The sequence below is a fragment of the Gorillibacterium terrae genome, from assembly GCF_051594785.1.
Taxonomy (GTDB): Bacteria; Bacillota; Bacilli; order Paenibacillales; family NBRC-103111; genus Gorillibacterium.
On record NZ_JBPPGI010000003.1, the window covers coordinates 137374 to 151296 of the forward strand.

Consider the following 13923-nt stretch of genomic DNA (forward strand, 5'->3'; position numbering starts at 1 on the left):
GCGGAAGGCCGTTAGGAATAGGACCCTTCCTTCCGGACGGCTTTCCCCTCGGGTTCGGTCTGCCGCTTTTGCTTCATGGGCATGAGCAAGGTGACGATCAACGCCACGACGGAGAGAATCATCATGAAGGAATAGGCGTCGCTCGCTCCCGATATAGCGGCCAGGGACTTCAGGCGATTGGCTGCCATGGAAGGGTCCTTCAGCATCAGGGCAGCCGCGTGGCTTTTGGACTGGGCGGTAAAGATCGTGATGACGACCGCCGTCCCGATGGCCCCGGCGATTTGGCGCACGGTATTGTTGACGGCGGTGCCGTGGGTTCCGAGCTGCTTGGGCAGCGCATTGAGTGCGGCCGTACTGAGCGGCATGGTGATGAAGCTTAAGCCGATTCGCAGGATGATCGTACGCACCATTAAGTACAGGTACGTGGTCGAAGCGGAGAGATCGGTAACCGCCCACATGGAAGGGATAATCAGTACCAGCCCGACGATGAACAGCGGCTTCGCGCCGATGCGGTCGTACAGCTTGCCCGTGACCGGCGACATGAGCGCATTGACCAGGGCGCCGGGCATGAGGAGCAGCCCCGCCTCCAATACGGTAAACCCGCGGCCCTTTTGCAGATAGATCGGCAGCAGAATCATATCGGCGTACATCATCATCGTGACGATCACGTTAATCACCGAGGTAGCCGTGAAGATTTTGTTCTTGAAGACCGACAGGTTTAACAAGGGATCGTCCGACTTCACTTGGCGGAGGCAGAACAGGGCCGTAACCGCGACGCCAACCGTGAGCGACAGAATCACCACGGAATCGCCCCAGCCGTCGCTGCCTGCGCTGCTGAAGCCGTATAGAATCAAGCCGAATCCCACGGTGGAAAGCAGAACGCTCAGCACGTCAAGCTTCGTCTTCGATGTCTCCGACACATTCACCAGGTAGCGGTAGGCGAGCAGAAAGACGAGGGCGACCAGCGGCGCGAGCCCGATGAACAGCCAGCGCCAGGAATGATACTCGATGACGAATCCCGACAGGGTCGGCCCGATCGCGGGGGCGAAGATCATCGCGAGGCCCAAGAGACCCATCGCGCTGCCGCGTTTTTCAACGGGGAAGATGGCCAGCACTACGCCCATCAGGAGCGGCATAATAATGCCGGCGCCCGCCGCTTGGATCATCCGTCCCGCCAGGAGGACGTGGAAGCTGGGCGCCGCCGCGCAGAAAATCGAGCCGATGAACAGCAGCAGCATGGCCGACAGGAACAACTGGCGCGTGGTATAGCGCTTCATCAAGTAGGCGGTGATCGGAATGAGGATGCCGTTGACCAGCATGAAGCCGGTGGAAATCCACTGAACCGTGGTCGGCGTTACGCGGAAGACGTCCATTAAGCTGCTCAGAGCGACATTCAACAGCGTCTGGTTCAAGGTGGACAGGAAGCATCCAAAGATTAAGATCGTGAGCAGAAGCCCTTTGTTTAGGTTTTTGTGTTCTTCTTGCATAGGACCGCGATTCCTCTCCTCGTTGCTTTTTCGACAGATTGTCAATAAAATGAATGATAACAGGATTCCGGAGCGCTGCCCATTTGCAATATTTCAGATCCTGTTGACTAATCGACAGAACCAAGCCAATCCGTTGAGGAAAACGTAAAAAATAATCTTACCCGAGGGATGAAATGGCTTCCACAAGAAAAGAAGACCCGCGTACGATCCGCACGAAGAGGATGTTCAAGGAAGCCGTGTTTTCCTTGTTGGCGGAACACCAAGACCTCTCTCAGTTGACCGTACAGAAAATCGCCAACCGGGCGGAGCTCAACCGCGCTACGTTTTATCTGCACTATGAGGACATCCACGACCTGCTGCGCCAGCTTGTCCATGAAATCCTGGATGAGCTCTCGACGAAGGTAAATCCACTCCTGCAAGGACCCAGCGTCAACGACCCGGAATCGCTCACGGCCTTCTTAACTTATTTTCACGAGTACCGGGAGATCTTCGCGGTATTGGTCGAGAACCCGGAATTCAAAACCCGCTTGACGCAGCTGATCGAGAGCAAGATAAGAGCGCGCAGGGAGGCGAGAACCCCGGACTCGTCGGCGAAGGGACTGGTGGCCGTGGAGGTGATGGCCTCGTCGTTGCTCGGGATCATCCTGTGGTGGATCAAGGATGGCACCCGGTTCAGCGCCGAGGAGCTGGCGGGGCAAATTACGCTGCTGTACAAGAAAAAGCACTTGTAACTTAGACCCGTGCGGGATGCAGGGAAGGGGGAGGCCCACTGAAAGCGAACCGGATGGAAGCGTTCAGCGATGGGGTATTGGCGATCATCATTACCATTATGGTGCTGGAATTCAAAGTCCCGGAAGGGCACGATTGGCAGGCGCTGGTCGGGCTCGGCCCGAAGCTCCTGAGCTACATCTTCAGCTTCGTCTACGTCGGCATCTATTGGAATAATCATCATCATCTGCTGCACTTGGTCCGGACGATGAACGGGCGGCTGATGTGGCTGAATCTGCTGCTGCTGTTCTGGTTGTCGCTGATTCCGTTCACGACCGCCTGGATGGGGGAGAGCCATTTTGCCGCCACGCCGACCGCGCTGTACGGCATCATCCTGATGCTGGCCGCGCTCTCGTATTCGCTGCTGCAGGGGTCGATTCTGAGCCAGCATGCCCGGGATTCCTCCTTCGCTGCGGCGATGGGGAAGGACTGGAAGGGGAAATTGTCTCCGCTGTTCTACCTGTCCGCCGTCTTGACCGCCTACGTGAGTCCCTGGATATCGGGCGTGTTCTTCGTGCTGGTCGCCGTCCTCTGGTTCGTGCCGGATAAGCGCATCGCGCAGGTCTTGCGAGACCGCTGAAACATGTGAAGCTCTTCGATTCCCGCATGGGGTGCGGGCGTCGAAGAGCTTTTTGGGCAGGCAGCCGGGCTATCCCCGTGCCGCAAATGTGCGGTAATCCTTCACGCGCAAGGCTTTGGCATCCCGCTTCAAGAGCGTCCGGTCGCTGATCATCCAGGTATGATTGTTCGAATTCTTGCGGCGAACCGCGACAAAGTGGTTGGGCTTGCCGGAGTAGATCCGATAGCCCTTGGCCCGGCAGTCGGAGCAGAATTTGACGCACTCGCCCTGCCGCCGGTCGGAAAAAGAAACCTTCTTGAAGACGCGGCGCTTGACCAGCAGCGTGGCTCCCGGGACCACCGGGACGAACCGGCCGGCGCTCCGGGCATGGCGGAGCAGGAGCAGCTTTCGCCCCTCCAGGTACATGTAATGGGCGCGCTTGCCGACGAGATCGGCGCCTGACTTCTCCATCGCCCGCATACTGTCGGACAAATAGCGGGGCGCGTAATAATCGTCGTCGTCGAACTTGGCGATATGGCCGAAGCGGGCCAGCGTTACCCCATAGCGGAGGCATTTGCCGAGCGGAAACGATTCGGGAACGCGGTAGATGCGGACATTGCCGTACGGGCGGGCCGCCCGGTCGTAGGCATTCCGGTCCAGTCGGTTCCCGTGCAGGAGGATGATCAGCTCCTTGTTCCGATACGTCTGCCGGCCATAATTGCGAAGAAGATTCTCCATGCAGTCGAAGCGTTTGGTGCAGGTGAGGATCGAGACGGCCTGCGGGCTACCCGGTCGGTCGGCGCGTTTCACTGCGGTTCACGGAAGGGCTTGCGCCCAACATGGCTTTTGTAATCCCGAACATGGGGAACGATCCGGTTGTGGGCGAGCAATTCCCGGTCGCTGATGATCCAGGTATGACCCGAGGAGTTCTTTCTTCGGATGGCAACGAAGTTGTGGGGACTTCCGGAGTAGACCTTGAAGCCCTTTTGCTTGCAGCGCAGGCAGAACTGGTCGTCCTCCCCGACACTCTGATTCGGAAATCGGACCTTCGAGAAGACGCTCCGCCGAAACACCAGGGTCGCGCCGGGCAGCACGGAAACGCTTCGGTTCTGCTCCCCGGAGAACCGGAGGATCAGCGCCTTGGAGCCGTTCAGGTACATATAATGGGTTCGTTTGCCGACCACATCGGCTTTGGTCCGAATCATCGTCAGCAGGCTCTCGGTCAAATAGTAGGGAGCGTAATAATCGTCGTCGTCGAACTTGGCCGCTACGGGATAGCGGGCCTTGCCGACGGCAAAGTTCAAGCAGGCTCCCAGGCTTCGGTTTTGCGGCATCGCGTAGACCCGGACGTTCTTCAGCTGCCGCGTCGCTTCCCGGTAGGCCGAAGGGGAAATCCGGTCGCTGTTGACGACGATGAGGAGCTCCTTTCTCGGATAGAGCTGCCGCTTGTAATTCTGGATAAGATTCTGCAGGAAGGCGGGGCGGTTGGTGCAGGCGATCACCGAGACACCGGGCTGAAGCGGCGGGCCGGCAGGGCGGCTAGTCATAGAATCACTTCCTTTCTCTCAAAAGCATGGCCCTTCGCCATAAGGTATGTCCTCCGGCGAAGAGAGGAACGGCCAATAGTCCGGCATAAGTATCCGGTTGCTTTAACTTTCACCGTACGCCGCCTCGCCTCTATGCCCATCCAAGTCTTTCTCTCATCCCTCTTCGCGTGAACTAGGATAGAAAGAAGGCCTCCTGTATCAAATGACGTTGCCATCGTTCCCTCTGAATGGTCATGATGGAACTGAGCAGAAAGTTTCGGTGAACGTGCAGAGGCTGTGGACGCCATTACGGCATAACCGAGAAGATTAGTCCATGGAAAAAGGAGAGATAAGCATGATCCGCTGCCTCTTGTTTGACCTCGACGGTACGCTGGGGAATACGCTGCCGTTGTGCATCGCCGCCTTCAAAAAGGCGATCGAGCCCCTGGCGGGCAAAACGCTGAGCGACGAGGAGATCATCGAGACCTTCGGTCCTTCCGAGGAAGGGGTTGTCCAGGCCTTGATTCCGGAGCATTATGAGCAGGGGATGGCCGAATACCTGAGGCATTACCGCGAGCTGCACGGGATGTGCGCCGCCCCGTTCGAGGGCATAGTCAACGTGCTGGATATCGCGAGGGAGCGGAAGCTCCGGCTTGCTCTCGTGACGGGAAAGGGAGCGAAGAGCGCCGAGATTTCGCTCGAGGTATTCGGTATGGGGTCGTATTTCGAGGTCATCGAGACCGGATCGCCGGAGGGGCCGAGGAAGGTGCAGGGCATACAAAACGCCATGGCCGAGCTTGGCGTCGCACCGGAGGAAAGCCTTTATGTGGGGGATAGCCCGAGCGACATCGAGCATGCGCGGGAGGCGGGCGTCCGGGCGGTAGCCGCGGCCTGGGCGGAGACGGCCGACCCGGAGCGGCTTCGGACGCTTCACCCCGACCGGTTGTTTACGACGGTGGAGGAGTTTATAGCGTATCTGCGGCAGGAGGCATGAAAATAGCCGGAGGATTCACCCTTGTTCGGGAGAATGGGGATTTTGTGACTTTTTATTGACATTTAATTATCATATAATAGTGATTACAAGAAGCTTCGTGCCAGTCGGGCATGTTTTGGCATAGGCGGCAAGGGCGATCCAACGTTCCCGCAAGCTTTTCCAATTCGAAGAGGTGAGGACGGTAAGCATGGACAACAGACCAAGTCAAACCGATGTGATCCTGATTGGTGCCGGAATCATGAGCGCAACCCTGGGCTCGATGCTGAAGGAGCTCGCTCCGGAATGGGAGATCACCGTGCTGGAGCGGCGCGCCAAGGCCGGCGAAGAGAGCTCGAACGAATGGAATAACGCGGGGACGGGGCACTCCTCCCTGTGTGAGCTGAATTATACCGTCGAACGGCCGGACGGCACGATGGACATCAGCAAGGCGATCAAGGTGAACGAGGAGTTCCAGGTCTCCAAGCAGTTCTGGTCCTACCTGGTCCGCAGCAAGGTGATCCGCAATCCGCGCGATTTCATTGCGCCGGTACCCCACATGAGCTTTGTGCAGGGCGAGACGGATGTCGCCTTTTTGAACAAGCGGTTTAAAGCGCTTTCGGTACATCCTTTGTTCCAGGGTATCGAGTTCACGGACGACCCGGCCAAACTGGCGGAGTGGGTCCCGCTGATGATGAAGAACCGCCGCCTAGACGGGCCGGTCGCGGCCACCCGCATCGAGTCGGGAACGGACGTCAACTTCGGCGCGTTAACCCGCTTGCTGTTTACCCATCTGCAAGGCCGGGACGTGAAAATGGAGTTCAACCGCCACGTCAAGGACATCCGGCGCACCCGCGACGGAGGATGGGAGCTCAAGGTACAGAATACCGAGAGCGGCGCTGTCGAACACCGCCGCGCCCGGTTCGTCTTCATCGGCGGAGGCGGGGGCAGCCTCCACCTGCTGCAGAAGTCGGGCATTCCCGAAGGAAAAGGCATCGGCGGCTTCCCGGTCAGCGGTCTGTTCATGGTCTGCAAGAAGCCGGAGCTCGCCGCGCAGCACCATGCCAAGGTCTACGGGCAAGCGCCGGTGGGCGCGCCGCCCATGTCCGTGCCGCATCTCGACACGCGATTGATCGACGGCCAGGAATCGCTGTTGTTCGGTCCGTTCGCCGGGTTCTCGCCCAAGTTCTTGAAGTACGGCTCTATGTTCGATCTGTTCACGTCCATCAAGCCGCATAACCTGCTGACCATGCTGGCCGGAGGAGCGAAGAATGCCTCCCTGACCGTCTACCTGATCCAGCAGCTGCTGCTGTCGAAGGAGAAACGGATGGAGGCGCTGCGGGAATTCGTGCCGGAGGCCCGCGACGAGGATTGGGATCTGCTCACGGCGGGCCAGCGCGTGCAGATCATCAAGGATACGAAGGCCGGCAAGGGGACGCTGCAATTCGGCACGGAGGTCATCTGCTCCGCCGACGGTTCGATTGCCGCCCTGCTCGGGGCTTCTCCGGGCGCTTCCACCGCCGTCTCCATTATGCTGGAGGTCCTGGAGCGATGTTTCCCCGACCGGATCAAGACGTGGGAGCCGAAGCTGAGGGAGATGATTCCCTCCTACGGCGAGTCCCTCATGCGGAACCCCGAGCGGATCGGCGACATTCGCGCGTTTACCTCGCAGCCGCTGGGCCTCATCTCCGGGGGCGGAGAGCCGGAGGGGCCCATTCCGATCCGCACGATGGATACCACTTCCGCTTAAATGGGCAATCCGGAATCGGGCCAAGGGCCGCAGGCGGCGCATTGAACAATCAAACGGCCCTTTCTCGCGCTCCCCTTGGAGGTGCGAGAAAGGGCCGTTTCGGCATTCGTCCGTTAAAGGTTCATTTCGCCGTCAAGACGGCAGCGGTTCGCCCTGGTACGCCTTGGCGGAGAGCGGCGCGGTCAGATAGGCCTGAGCCTTGGCGACAAAAGCTCCGAAGTGGGCGCTCTTGTTATGCGCGGCGACGGCTTCCGGGCCCTTCCAGACCTCGACCATCGTGTAGACGTGTTCCCGATCGGTCGCCTGGTAGAGGTCGTACGAGACATTGCCTTCCTCGGCGCGGGAGGCTGCGACGAGGGATTCGATTTCCTGGCGGAACGTTTCAAGCTTGGCCGGGTCGACCTGCATGGTGGCGTGAATGATAATCAAGCGGATAACCTCCTTAAGGGTGTCAGTGTGGGATTGTTTACTTCCATTCGGCGACGGTCTCGACCGGCAGCCGGTAGGACGGGTATCCGCTCTCGGCGGCTTTGCCGATGGAGAGCAGCATGACGGGAACGTACCGCTCCGGATCGAGGCCGAAGGTTTCCGCGAACACGTCGCGCTCGAAGCCGCCGATCGGATTGGTATCGTAGCCGTGGGCGCGGGCGGCGAGCATGAGCTGCATGGAGACCAGGCCGCAGTCGATGAGGATCGTATCCCGGTTCACCCGCTCGGACATGCCGGCGTAGTAGGCGGAGATGCCGGTCACCTGGCGGTCCTTAACGTCCTGGGGCATCAGGCCGAGCTCCACGGCCTTGCCGTAGATGACCTCCAGGTTCTCGACGCTCTTCATGTCGCCGAATACGGCGATGACGGCGGACGAAGTCTCTACCTGCTTCTGGTTGAAGCGGGCGAGCGGAGCTAGCTTGGCCTTGGCTTCGGGGCTCTCGATGACCAGGAAGTGCCACGGCTGAAGGTTGACGGAAGAGGGGGCCAGGGTGGCCTGGCGAAGAATCTCGCTCATCTCTTCCCGGCCGATCTTCACGGACGGGTCATATTGGCGGATGGAGCGGCGGCCGCTCAGAATCTGGCTGAAATCGTTGGTAAGGGCGGAAACGGTCATGGGTTGGAATCTCCTTTCGACTCGCAAATATTGGCTTGCATTTGTTCGATGAGGCGGGTGAGTTGCTGCTGTTCCTCTGGGCCGATGCCGCGCAGCAGCCGCTCGAGGAACTTGGTCTTCTCCTCCCGGTAGGCGGCGATGTTCTGCCGTCCGGATTCGGTGAGCCGCACCAGCGTGACGCGATTGTCGCTCGGATTGGTTCGTCGGATAACGGCGTTCTCGGCCTCCAGCTGCTTCAGGTGGCGGGTGACGGCGGCGCTGTCAATCTGGAGCTCCTTCTGCAGAGCGGTCTGGCTGATTTCCTCGTTGTAGTAAAGCTGCTGCAGGAGCCGGTAGCGGGAGGGGCTGACGCCGGTGCAATCGCCGAAACGGGCAGTCATCTCGCTGTACAGATAATGGAGCTTATCGATGATGGACGGATCGTCCGGACAAGTCATGTTCTCCTCCTCCTTTCGGCGAAAAGCGGACTTAGTCAATAATTGATAACGTCAACGGTTGACATGGTCAATTATAGAGAGCGATCAGACCGCTGTCAAGTGTTCCGTCGTTTCGAGTGCGGGTATACCGACTGAGGCATCGAGCGTAGAGGAACGCAAGTCTCCGGCAAACGGAGTTTTCCTTGCCATTAGGGTTCGCAGCTTGGGAGGATTTGAACCGGGTTGCTTTTTTTGTTATTATTTTTGATACAAACTATTTCGATATCGAAATATCTTTGCGAATGCAGCGGAATGGCTGCGCTGGAGTGGGGCAAACGGGGAGCGGGGAAGAAGCCCTGGTTTGGAATAAGTCTGTGCTTCTCGGGTAAACCATAAGAGACGGCTATGTCCACAAATAGGAGGATGAACGATGGGAAGGTTGGATAACAAAGTTGTGATCATTACCGGCGGAGCGTCCGGCATCGGCGAAGGCATGGTCGATCTGTTCGCGCAGGAAGGGGCGACGGTCATCGCCGCCGACATCAACGAAGCGGCGCTGGCGAAGGCGAGCCAGAAGCCGAACGTCACCGGCATGAAGCTGAATGTCGCTTCCGACGAAGATTGGCAGGCGCTGGCGAAGGAAGTCAACGACCGGTTCGGCCGGATTGACGTCCTGGTCAACAACGCGGGCATCTCCTCGGAAAAGCCCTTCGAAGAGATCAACTCGGAGGACTGGCAGAAGATGCTTACCGTCAACGGCTTCGGGCCGTTTGCCGGTATGAAGCATGTCGCCCCGTACATGGCGGCCCAGAAGAAGGGCTCGATCGTCAATATCTCCTCGTACACGGCCTTGATCGGCCAAGGCTTCAATCATTACACGGCGTCCAAGGGCGCGGTTCGCGCCATATCGAAGGCGGCTGCGACGACCTTCGGCCGGCAGGGCATCCGGGTGAACGCCTTGTTCCCCGGAATCATCGAGACGCCGATGACGGAGGCGCTCAGCACCTCCAAGGAGCTGCTCGGCCACTTGATTCAAGCGACGCCGCTGCAGCGTCTGGGCAAGCCGCTCGATATCGCCCAGGCGGCGCTGTTCCTGGCGTCCGACGAGTCCTCCTATATCACCGGAGCGGAGCTCGTAATTGACGGTGGATTCTCGGCTCAATAATCGGTAAGATGAGGACAGTTCCCGTTTTCGGGAACTGTCATTTTTTTTATCAAGGGGACTGCCATGAACGAAGATACCGTATTCGAGCTGATTCATGGGCTGGACAAGTTCACGAACCGAATGATGATCCGCTGGAATAAATCCTTTCAGGAGGACTTGGGCATCTCCCATATCCTCGTGATGTCCCATCTGCAGCAAAAGGGCAGCAGCCGCCCGTCCGACATCGCCCGGGACATGGGGCTCACTCCGTCGACGCTCAGCTATTTGGCGGACAAGCTAGTCTGCAAGGCGCTGGCGGTCCGCACGGCGGATGAATCCGACCGGCGGATTCTGCGCTTAAGCCTGACGGAGAGCGGAGAGGCGATGCTGGAACGGGCCACCGAGGAGGGCAAGCAGCTGCGCAAGACCCTGTTTGATAAGCTGACGGAGGAGGAGCGGGCCCAGCTTTCCGCCCTCTTCCAAAAGCTGAACCGGGAAGACTAGCCCCTCGGCTAGGCGGATATCGCAGGCATCGCACGCCTACCCGGGAGTAGGGGGGGGCACGCCGCGCGGCTTACAGCGAGTTCACGTTGCAGGCAGATGGGTGCCGATGGACCATGAGGAAATTCTTGAGGAGCAGACGAAGGCCGCAAACGATTATGATGGAGAGTAACCGAAGCTTAGACCCTTCAAGGAGGCCATGCCCATGAGCGAACAGTTGAAGAGCACACCGATCCAAAAGCGAATCGGCAGCGTATTTATTCCGGTCCGGGATATCGAGAAGGCACGGAGCTGGTATTGCCGGGTATTCGGTTGGGACGAACAGGATGTCCCGGTGCTGAACGGACATCTGTGCCCGCTGCCCTTGGACGGAACCGGCATCATTCTCGATACGATGCCGAAGTGGGGCGGAGACCGGCCCGAGGGCGCTCCGCCCATAGAGACGCCCGCCTTGATGCTGCCGACCGGCGACCTGGAAGGGGCCTATGCCTTCATGAAAGCGGCGGGAGCGGAGCCGGTGACGGGGATGGAAGACGATTACTGGTTCGTCGTGAAGGACCCGGACGGAAACAAACTCATGATCTGCAAGGAATAGCCGGGGCTCCTTGCATGAGGAATACCCTCCCAAAGGGGTTGACTTTGACGTCGCGTCGTCCTTTAGACTGGTGCCAGGAGATGACCGTATGGAGCTGCGAACGATCAGCGAAGTGACCCGAGCTTATCAAGTCTCTACCCGAACCTTGAGGTATTACGAGAAGATCGGGCTCCTCCAAAGCGTGAAGATCGAAGGCTACGCCTACCGAACGTACGACCAGGCCGCCGTCCAACGGCTCGAGGGGATTCTGTTCCTGCGCAAGCTGAGGATTCCCTTGAAGGAGATCCCGAAGGTTCTTGGGGACGGGGAGACAGAGGCGGCGGTGGCGGTCTTCCAGGAGAAGATCCGCGAGCTGGCCGAGGAGATCGAGGCCTTGTCGGCCATTAGGGCAGTGGTCGAGCGGTTTGCCGTCCGGCTGGCGGAAACGGCGGGCATCGCCGCTCCGCCCCTCGTCTTGGAGGATAAGGACCTGCGCGGGCTGATCGAAGCGCTCCCGGTTACCAAGCCCAAATTCAAGGAGGAGCTTACCATGCAGGAGTTGAATCAGGCGGATCGGCAGTTGTCCAAGCTGAAGGATGTGCGCATCGTCTACCTGCCGCCCTCGACGGTGGCGTCGGTTCATCAGATTGGCGGCAACCCCGAGCAGGAGACCGGAGAGAAGCTGCAGCAGTTTATGGAGCAGACGCGGCTTGCCGAAAGGAAGCCGGATCTTCGGCACTACGGCTTCAATCACCCGAACGGAGAGCAGCCGGACGGCTCCGATCACGGCTACGAGCGGTGGGTGACCATCCCGGACGACCTGGAGTTGCCGGAGCCCTTTGTGAAGAAAAGCTTTCCCGGTGGGTTGTACGCCGCCCACATGATTCCGCTCGGCAATTTCGAGGAATGGGGCTGGCTGAGCGACTGGGTGCAGGAGAACGGGGAGTACGAGGAGAACTATGGCGATCCGGCTTGCATGCACGGGCTGATGGAGGAGCATCTGAACTATATCAACCTCTACCCGCTCACCCCGGAAGAGCTGGGTCGAACGCTCCAGCTCGACCTGTTGTTTCCCGTGAAACATCGGATGAAAGCGGAATAGAAAAGCCGGAGATACCCTCGCGGGTATCTCTTTTTTTGACTTATGAAAGAAGCGTCATTCGGACGAAGCGATCTCCAGGAACTCGGCGAGCTGCTTCAGTTTCTCCGGAAGCTCTACCTCGGGGACTAGATTCGGTCCGACAGCCATGAGGGGCTCGAGCCCTCGGCGCTCCGCCGCTGCGGCCGTTTTTTCGATTTTCTCGCAGAGGACCGACAGAACGGTGACGATGCCTTTTCTCAGTTCTCCCTGGGAATCGGCCTCTGGGACCAAATCCGGCAGCAACAGCTCCCGACTTTCCCAGACGTGGGGCAGGGTCCTTGCGAGCTTGAGCGCCTTCTCCTTCTCGCCCGCCTGCCGATAGAGAAAGCACAGATTGGCCTTCGTGGTGCTGCGAAGCTTATCGTTGGTGCTGTTCGACAGCACCCGTTCCGATAAGGCGATCGCTTCCTCGATCCCTTCGCCGCCCGATTCGGTATCCGCTTGCAAGGTCAAAGCCAGCGCTAATTCGGACAGGAATCCATCGTGGTGAGGGTAGACCTTGATGGCCGCTCTCAGCATGTGGATCGCCTCGTTCATCATCCCTTTGGCCTCGAGGTGATGGACGTCCGTAAAAATTCGATGGATGGCTTCGGCCTGGCGAATTTCCTCCATCCCCAGTAATTCGTCGATGGAAATCCGGTAGAAATTGGCGATGCCGGGCAGCATCGTCACATCGGGGTAAGTCGAGTTATTCTCCCACCGGCTGATCGCTTGGGGGGAGACCCCGAAGACCTCCGCGGCCTTCTCCTGGGTCAGTCCTTTTTCCAGGCGAAGCCTGCGAAGGGTCTCGCCGATTCGAATTTGCATGGTTGGGCTCCTTTGGGTTGGTTTGGAAGCTTCCATAGAGCATCCTACCATGGCCCGTTTGCCCGCACCATTCCAACGTGGATGAGTAAAAGTCAACTCAAGTGAGAGCAGCGTACCGGTAAGGTTTAGCGCATTGCAGGAGCATGCTCCTTTTGCAAGAAGGAGAGGGTCAATTCGTTCACCGCATCCGCATGCTCCATGGTTAGGGAATGACTGGCACCGGCAATGAGATGGGGCTCGAGGTTGGGAATGAACCGTTTGGCATTCGCCATTGCCTTCTCGGCCGGGTATATGACTTCTCTGTCTCCTATCAGGAGCAGAGTCGGAATAGGAAAATGTTCGAATTCCTCTTCGCCAAATACACCGGACATTACCTGCAGACGGGGTTTCGCATGGCGGTAGCCCGCGATGACCTGAGCGCGAAATACAGGGTGCAGGGGCTCGCCCCTGCCCGAGAACCATAGGAAAGCACGGTCGATCCATTTCTCGGTGTGAAACAATAAGGCAGGATAAATCTTGGCGAAGAATTTCAAACTCATTCGATGAAAAGTCCCGGCCGGAGCATAAAGCAACAGCTTGGACACCCGATCCGGATAAGCCAACGCAAAATTCAGGGATAAGAACCCGCCCATCGAGTGGCCGGCCAAATCCGCCTTGCTGCACGGCAGGGCATCCATCACTTCAAGCATCCACCGGTTCGCCGCCTGCCGATTTTTTATGACGCCCTTGGGTCTGCTTTTACCGAAGTCCCCCATAACATCCACCGCATACACATAGCGCTCTTGAACCAAATGCTTCAGGTTGGGGAACCACATCGTACTGCTCATGGTCATCCCGTGCAGGAGAATCAACGGCTCTTTGCTCGGATCACCAAAACTCAGGACATGCGTATCTCCAAATGAGGTCGCGATATAGCGTGACGTTCCCGCTAGTTCAAAGCATTCCAAGCTTTTCTCGTAGCACTGATGGTATTCTTCTTCGGCTGCTCTGCTCTTAAAGATGGATTCCATGGATCACCTCAGAATTCCGAATTCGACACGCCTTTTATTGTAAAATACTTTCCGTTGCTCGTGGAATAAGATTCTCCGAGCTGCCTGTAAGGGAAAGTTTTCTCTATCCCGTTCTCTGCATAGTTTACGGAAAAAGCTCATGATACCTTATTTCCTATAAACCGG

The 13923-nt window shown here is 58.3% G+C and carries 16 protein-coding genes; 8 read left to right on the plus strand and 8 right to left on the minus strand.

Features of this window, described 5'->3' with window-relative positions; translation table 11 throughout:
• Nucleotides 1–11: 11 nt before the first annotated feature.
• Complete coding sequence (locus tag ACSEXS_RS13260; RefSeq protein WP_438434037.1) at nt 12–1526, minus strand: DHA2 family efflux MFS transporter permease subunit; 1515 nt, start codon at nt 1524–1526, stop codon at nt 12–14.
• A gap of 134 nt (nt 1527–1660) precedes the next feature.
• Between ACSEXS_RS13260 and ACSEXS_RS13265 the strand changes: the two genes are divergently transcribed.
• Both ACSEXS_RS13265 and ACSEXS_RS13270 read left to right on the plus strand, forming a co-directional pair.
• Nucleotides 1661–2218, plus strand: a complete 558-nt coding sequence (locus ACSEXS_RS13265) for a TetR/AcrR family transcriptional regulator (protein ID WP_438433714.1) — start codon at nt 1661–1663, stop codon at nt 2216–2218.
• Between the two features lie 38 nt (nt 2219–2256).
• The gene (locus ACSEXS_RS13270) at nt 2257–2835 is read left to right on the plus strand and encodes a TMEM175 family protein (protein ID WP_438434038.1); all 579 of its coding nucleotides are present in this window, start codon (nt 2257–2259) and stop codon (nt 2833–2835) included.
• 69 nt (nt 2836–2904) lie between these two features.
• Here the strand turns inward: ACSEXS_RS13270 and ACSEXS_RS13275 are convergent, their stop codons facing one another.
• Together ACSEXS_RS13275 and ACSEXS_RS13280 are read right to left on the minus strand one after the other, a co-directional pair.
• Nucleotides 2905–3624: a glycosyltransferase family 2 protein gene (locus ACSEXS_RS13275; protein ID WP_438433715.1), complete on the minus strand. Its 720-nt coding sequence runs from the start codon at nt 3622–3624 to the stop codon at nt 2905–2907.
• Nucleotides 3621–4361 carry a glycosyltransferase family 2 protein gene (locus tag ACSEXS_RS13280; RefSeq protein ID WP_438433716.1) on the minus strand — a complete coding sequence of 247 codons (741 nt, stop codon included), beginning with the start codon at nt 4359–4361 and terminating at the stop codon, nt 3621–3623. Before ACSEXS_RS13280 ends, ACSEXS_RS13275 begins: the two co-directional genes overlap by 4 nt.
• 334 nt (nt 4362–4695) lie before the next feature.
• Here ACSEXS_RS13280 and ACSEXS_RS13285 point away from each other — a divergent pair, with 334 nt between their 5' ends.
• The gene (locus ACSEXS_RS13285) at nt 4696–5334 is read left to right on the plus strand and encodes an HAD family hydrolase (protein WP_438433717.1); all 639 of its coding nucleotides are present in this window, start codon (nt 4696–4698) and stop codon (nt 5332–5334) included.
• A 187-nt stretch (nt 5335–5521) separates the two neighbouring features.
• The gene (gene mqo / locus ACSEXS_RS13290) at nt 5522–7060 is read left to right on the plus strand and encodes a malate dehydrogenase (quinone) (protein WP_438433718.1); all 1539 of its coding nucleotides are present in this window, start codon (nt 5522–5524) and stop codon (nt 7058–7060) included.
• A 132-nt stretch (nt 7061–7192) separates the two neighbouring features.
• Here the strand turns inward: mqo and ACSEXS_RS13295 are convergent, their stop codons facing one another.
• Genes ACSEXS_RS13295 through ACSEXS_RS13305 form a run of 3 tightly spaced genes read right to left on the minus strand, consistent with a single transcriptional unit; the run spans nt 7193 to nt 8602 of the window.
• Nucleotides 7193–7489 (minus strand): putative quinol monooxygenase, encoded by a 297-nt coding sequence (locus ACSEXS_RS13295; protein WP_438433719.1) that lies wholly within the window; start codon nt 7487–7489, stop codon nt 7193–7195.
• A gap of 37 nt (nt 7490–7526) precedes the next feature.
• Nucleotides 7527–8165: a nitroreductase family protein gene (locus ACSEXS_RS13300; RefSeq protein WP_438433720.1), complete on the minus strand. Its 639-nt coding sequence runs from the start codon at nt 8163–8165 to the stop codon at nt 7527–7529.
• Complete coding sequence (locus ACSEXS_RS13305; RefSeq protein WP_438433721.1) at nt 8162–8602, minus strand: MarR family winged helix-turn-helix transcriptional regulator; 441 nt, start codon at nt 8600–8602, stop codon at nt 8162–8164. Before ACSEXS_RS13305 ends, ACSEXS_RS13300 begins: the two co-directional genes overlap by 4 nt.
• A gap of 409 nt (nt 8603–9011) precedes the next feature.
• On the opposite strand from ACSEXS_RS13305, the gene ACSEXS_RS13310 reads away from it, so the two are divergent.
• The 4 genes from ACSEXS_RS13310 to ACSEXS_RS13325 all read left to right on the plus strand — a co-directional run bounded on the left by ACSEXS_RS13310 (nt 9012) and on the right by ACSEXS_RS13325 (nt 11902).
• Entirely contained in the window at nt 9012–9746 is a 735-nt protein-coding gene (locus tag ACSEXS_RS13310) for an SDR family NAD(P)-dependent oxidoreductase (RefSeq protein WP_438433722.1), read from the plus strand.
• A 63-nt stretch (nt 9747–9809) separates the two neighbouring features.
• A complete protein-coding gene (locus ACSEXS_RS13315) occupies nt 9810–10229 on the plus strand; it encodes a MarR family winged helix-turn-helix transcriptional regulator (protein WP_438433723.1) in 420 nt (139 codons plus the stop codon).
• 202 nt (nt 10230–10431) lie between these two features.
• On the plus strand, nt 10432–10821 hold the full coding sequence (locus ACSEXS_RS13320; protein WP_438433724.1) for a VOC family protein: 390 nt from the start codon (nt 10432–10434) through the stop codon (nt 10819–10821).
• Between the two features lie 88 nt (nt 10822–10909).
• On the plus strand, nt 10910–11902 hold the full coding sequence (locus ACSEXS_RS13325) for a MerR family transcriptional regulator (RefSeq protein WP_438433725.1): 993 nt from the start codon (nt 10910–10912) through the stop codon (nt 11900–11902).
• 54 nt (nt 11903–11956) lie between these two features.
• Here the strand turns inward: ACSEXS_RS13325 and ACSEXS_RS13330 are convergent, their stop codons facing one another.
• Together ACSEXS_RS13330 and ACSEXS_RS13335 are read right to left on the minus strand one after the other, a co-directional pair.
• Complete coding sequence (locus ACSEXS_RS13330; protein WP_438433726.1) at nt 11957–12748, minus strand: helix-turn-helix domain-containing protein; 792 nt, start codon at nt 12746–12748, stop codon at nt 11957–11959.
• Nucleotides 12749–12873: 125 nt separating this feature from the next.
• Nucleotides 12874–13758, minus strand: a complete 885-nt coding sequence (locus tag ACSEXS_RS13335; RefSeq protein WP_438433727.1) for an alpha/beta fold hydrolase — start codon at nt 13756–13758, stop codon at nt 12874–12876.
• Nucleotides 13759–13923 lie beyond the last annotated feature (165 nt).

Coding starts and splice junctions, on each gene's coding strand:
- mqo (WP_438433718.1), top strand. CDS start 5,522: ATGGACAACAGACCAAGTCAAACCGATGTGATCCTGATTGGTGCCGGA.
- ACSEXS_RS13305 (WP_438433721.1), bottom strand. CDS start 8,602: ATGACTTGTCCGGACGATCCGTCCATCATCGATAAGCTCCATTATCTG.
- ACSEXS_RS13285 (WP_438433717.1), top strand. CDS start 4,696: ATGATCCGCTGCCTCTTGTTTGACCTCGACGGTACGCTGGGGAATACG.
- ACSEXS_RS13300 (WP_438433720.1), bottom strand. CDS start 8,165: ATGACCGTTTCCGCCCTTACCAACGATTTCAGCCAGATTCTGAGCGGC.
- ACSEXS_RS13330 (WP_438433726.1), bottom strand. CDS start 12,748: ATGCAAATTCGAATCGGCGAGACCCTTCGCAGGCTTCGCCTGGAAAAA.
- ACSEXS_RS13310 (WP_438433722.1), top strand. CDS start 9,012: ATGGGAAGGTTGGATAACAAAGTTGTGATCATTACCGGCGGAGCGTCC.
- ACSEXS_RS13335 (WP_438433727.1), bottom strand. CDS start 13,758: ATGGAATCCATCTTTAAGAGCAGAGCAGCCGAAGAAGAATACCATCAG.
- ACSEXS_RS13280 (WP_438433716.1), bottom strand. CDS start 4,361: ATGACTAGCCGCCCTGCCGGCCCGCCGCTTCAGCCCGGTGTCTCGGTG.
- ACSEXS_RS13315 (WP_438433723.1), top strand. CDS start 9,810: ATGAACGAAGATACCGTATTCGAGCTGATTCATGGGCTGGACAAGTTC.
- ACSEXS_RS13325 (WP_438433725.1), top strand. CDS start 10,910: ATGGAGCTGCGAACGATCAGCGAAGTGACCCGAGCTTATCAAGTCTCT.
- ACSEXS_RS13320 (WP_438433724.1), top strand. CDS start 10,432: ATGAGCGAACAGTTGAAGAGCACACCGATCCAAAAGCGAATCGGCAGC.
- ACSEXS_RS13265 (WP_438433714.1), top strand. CDS start 1,661: ATGGCTTCCACAAGAAAAGAAGACCCGCGTACGATCCGCACGAAGAGG.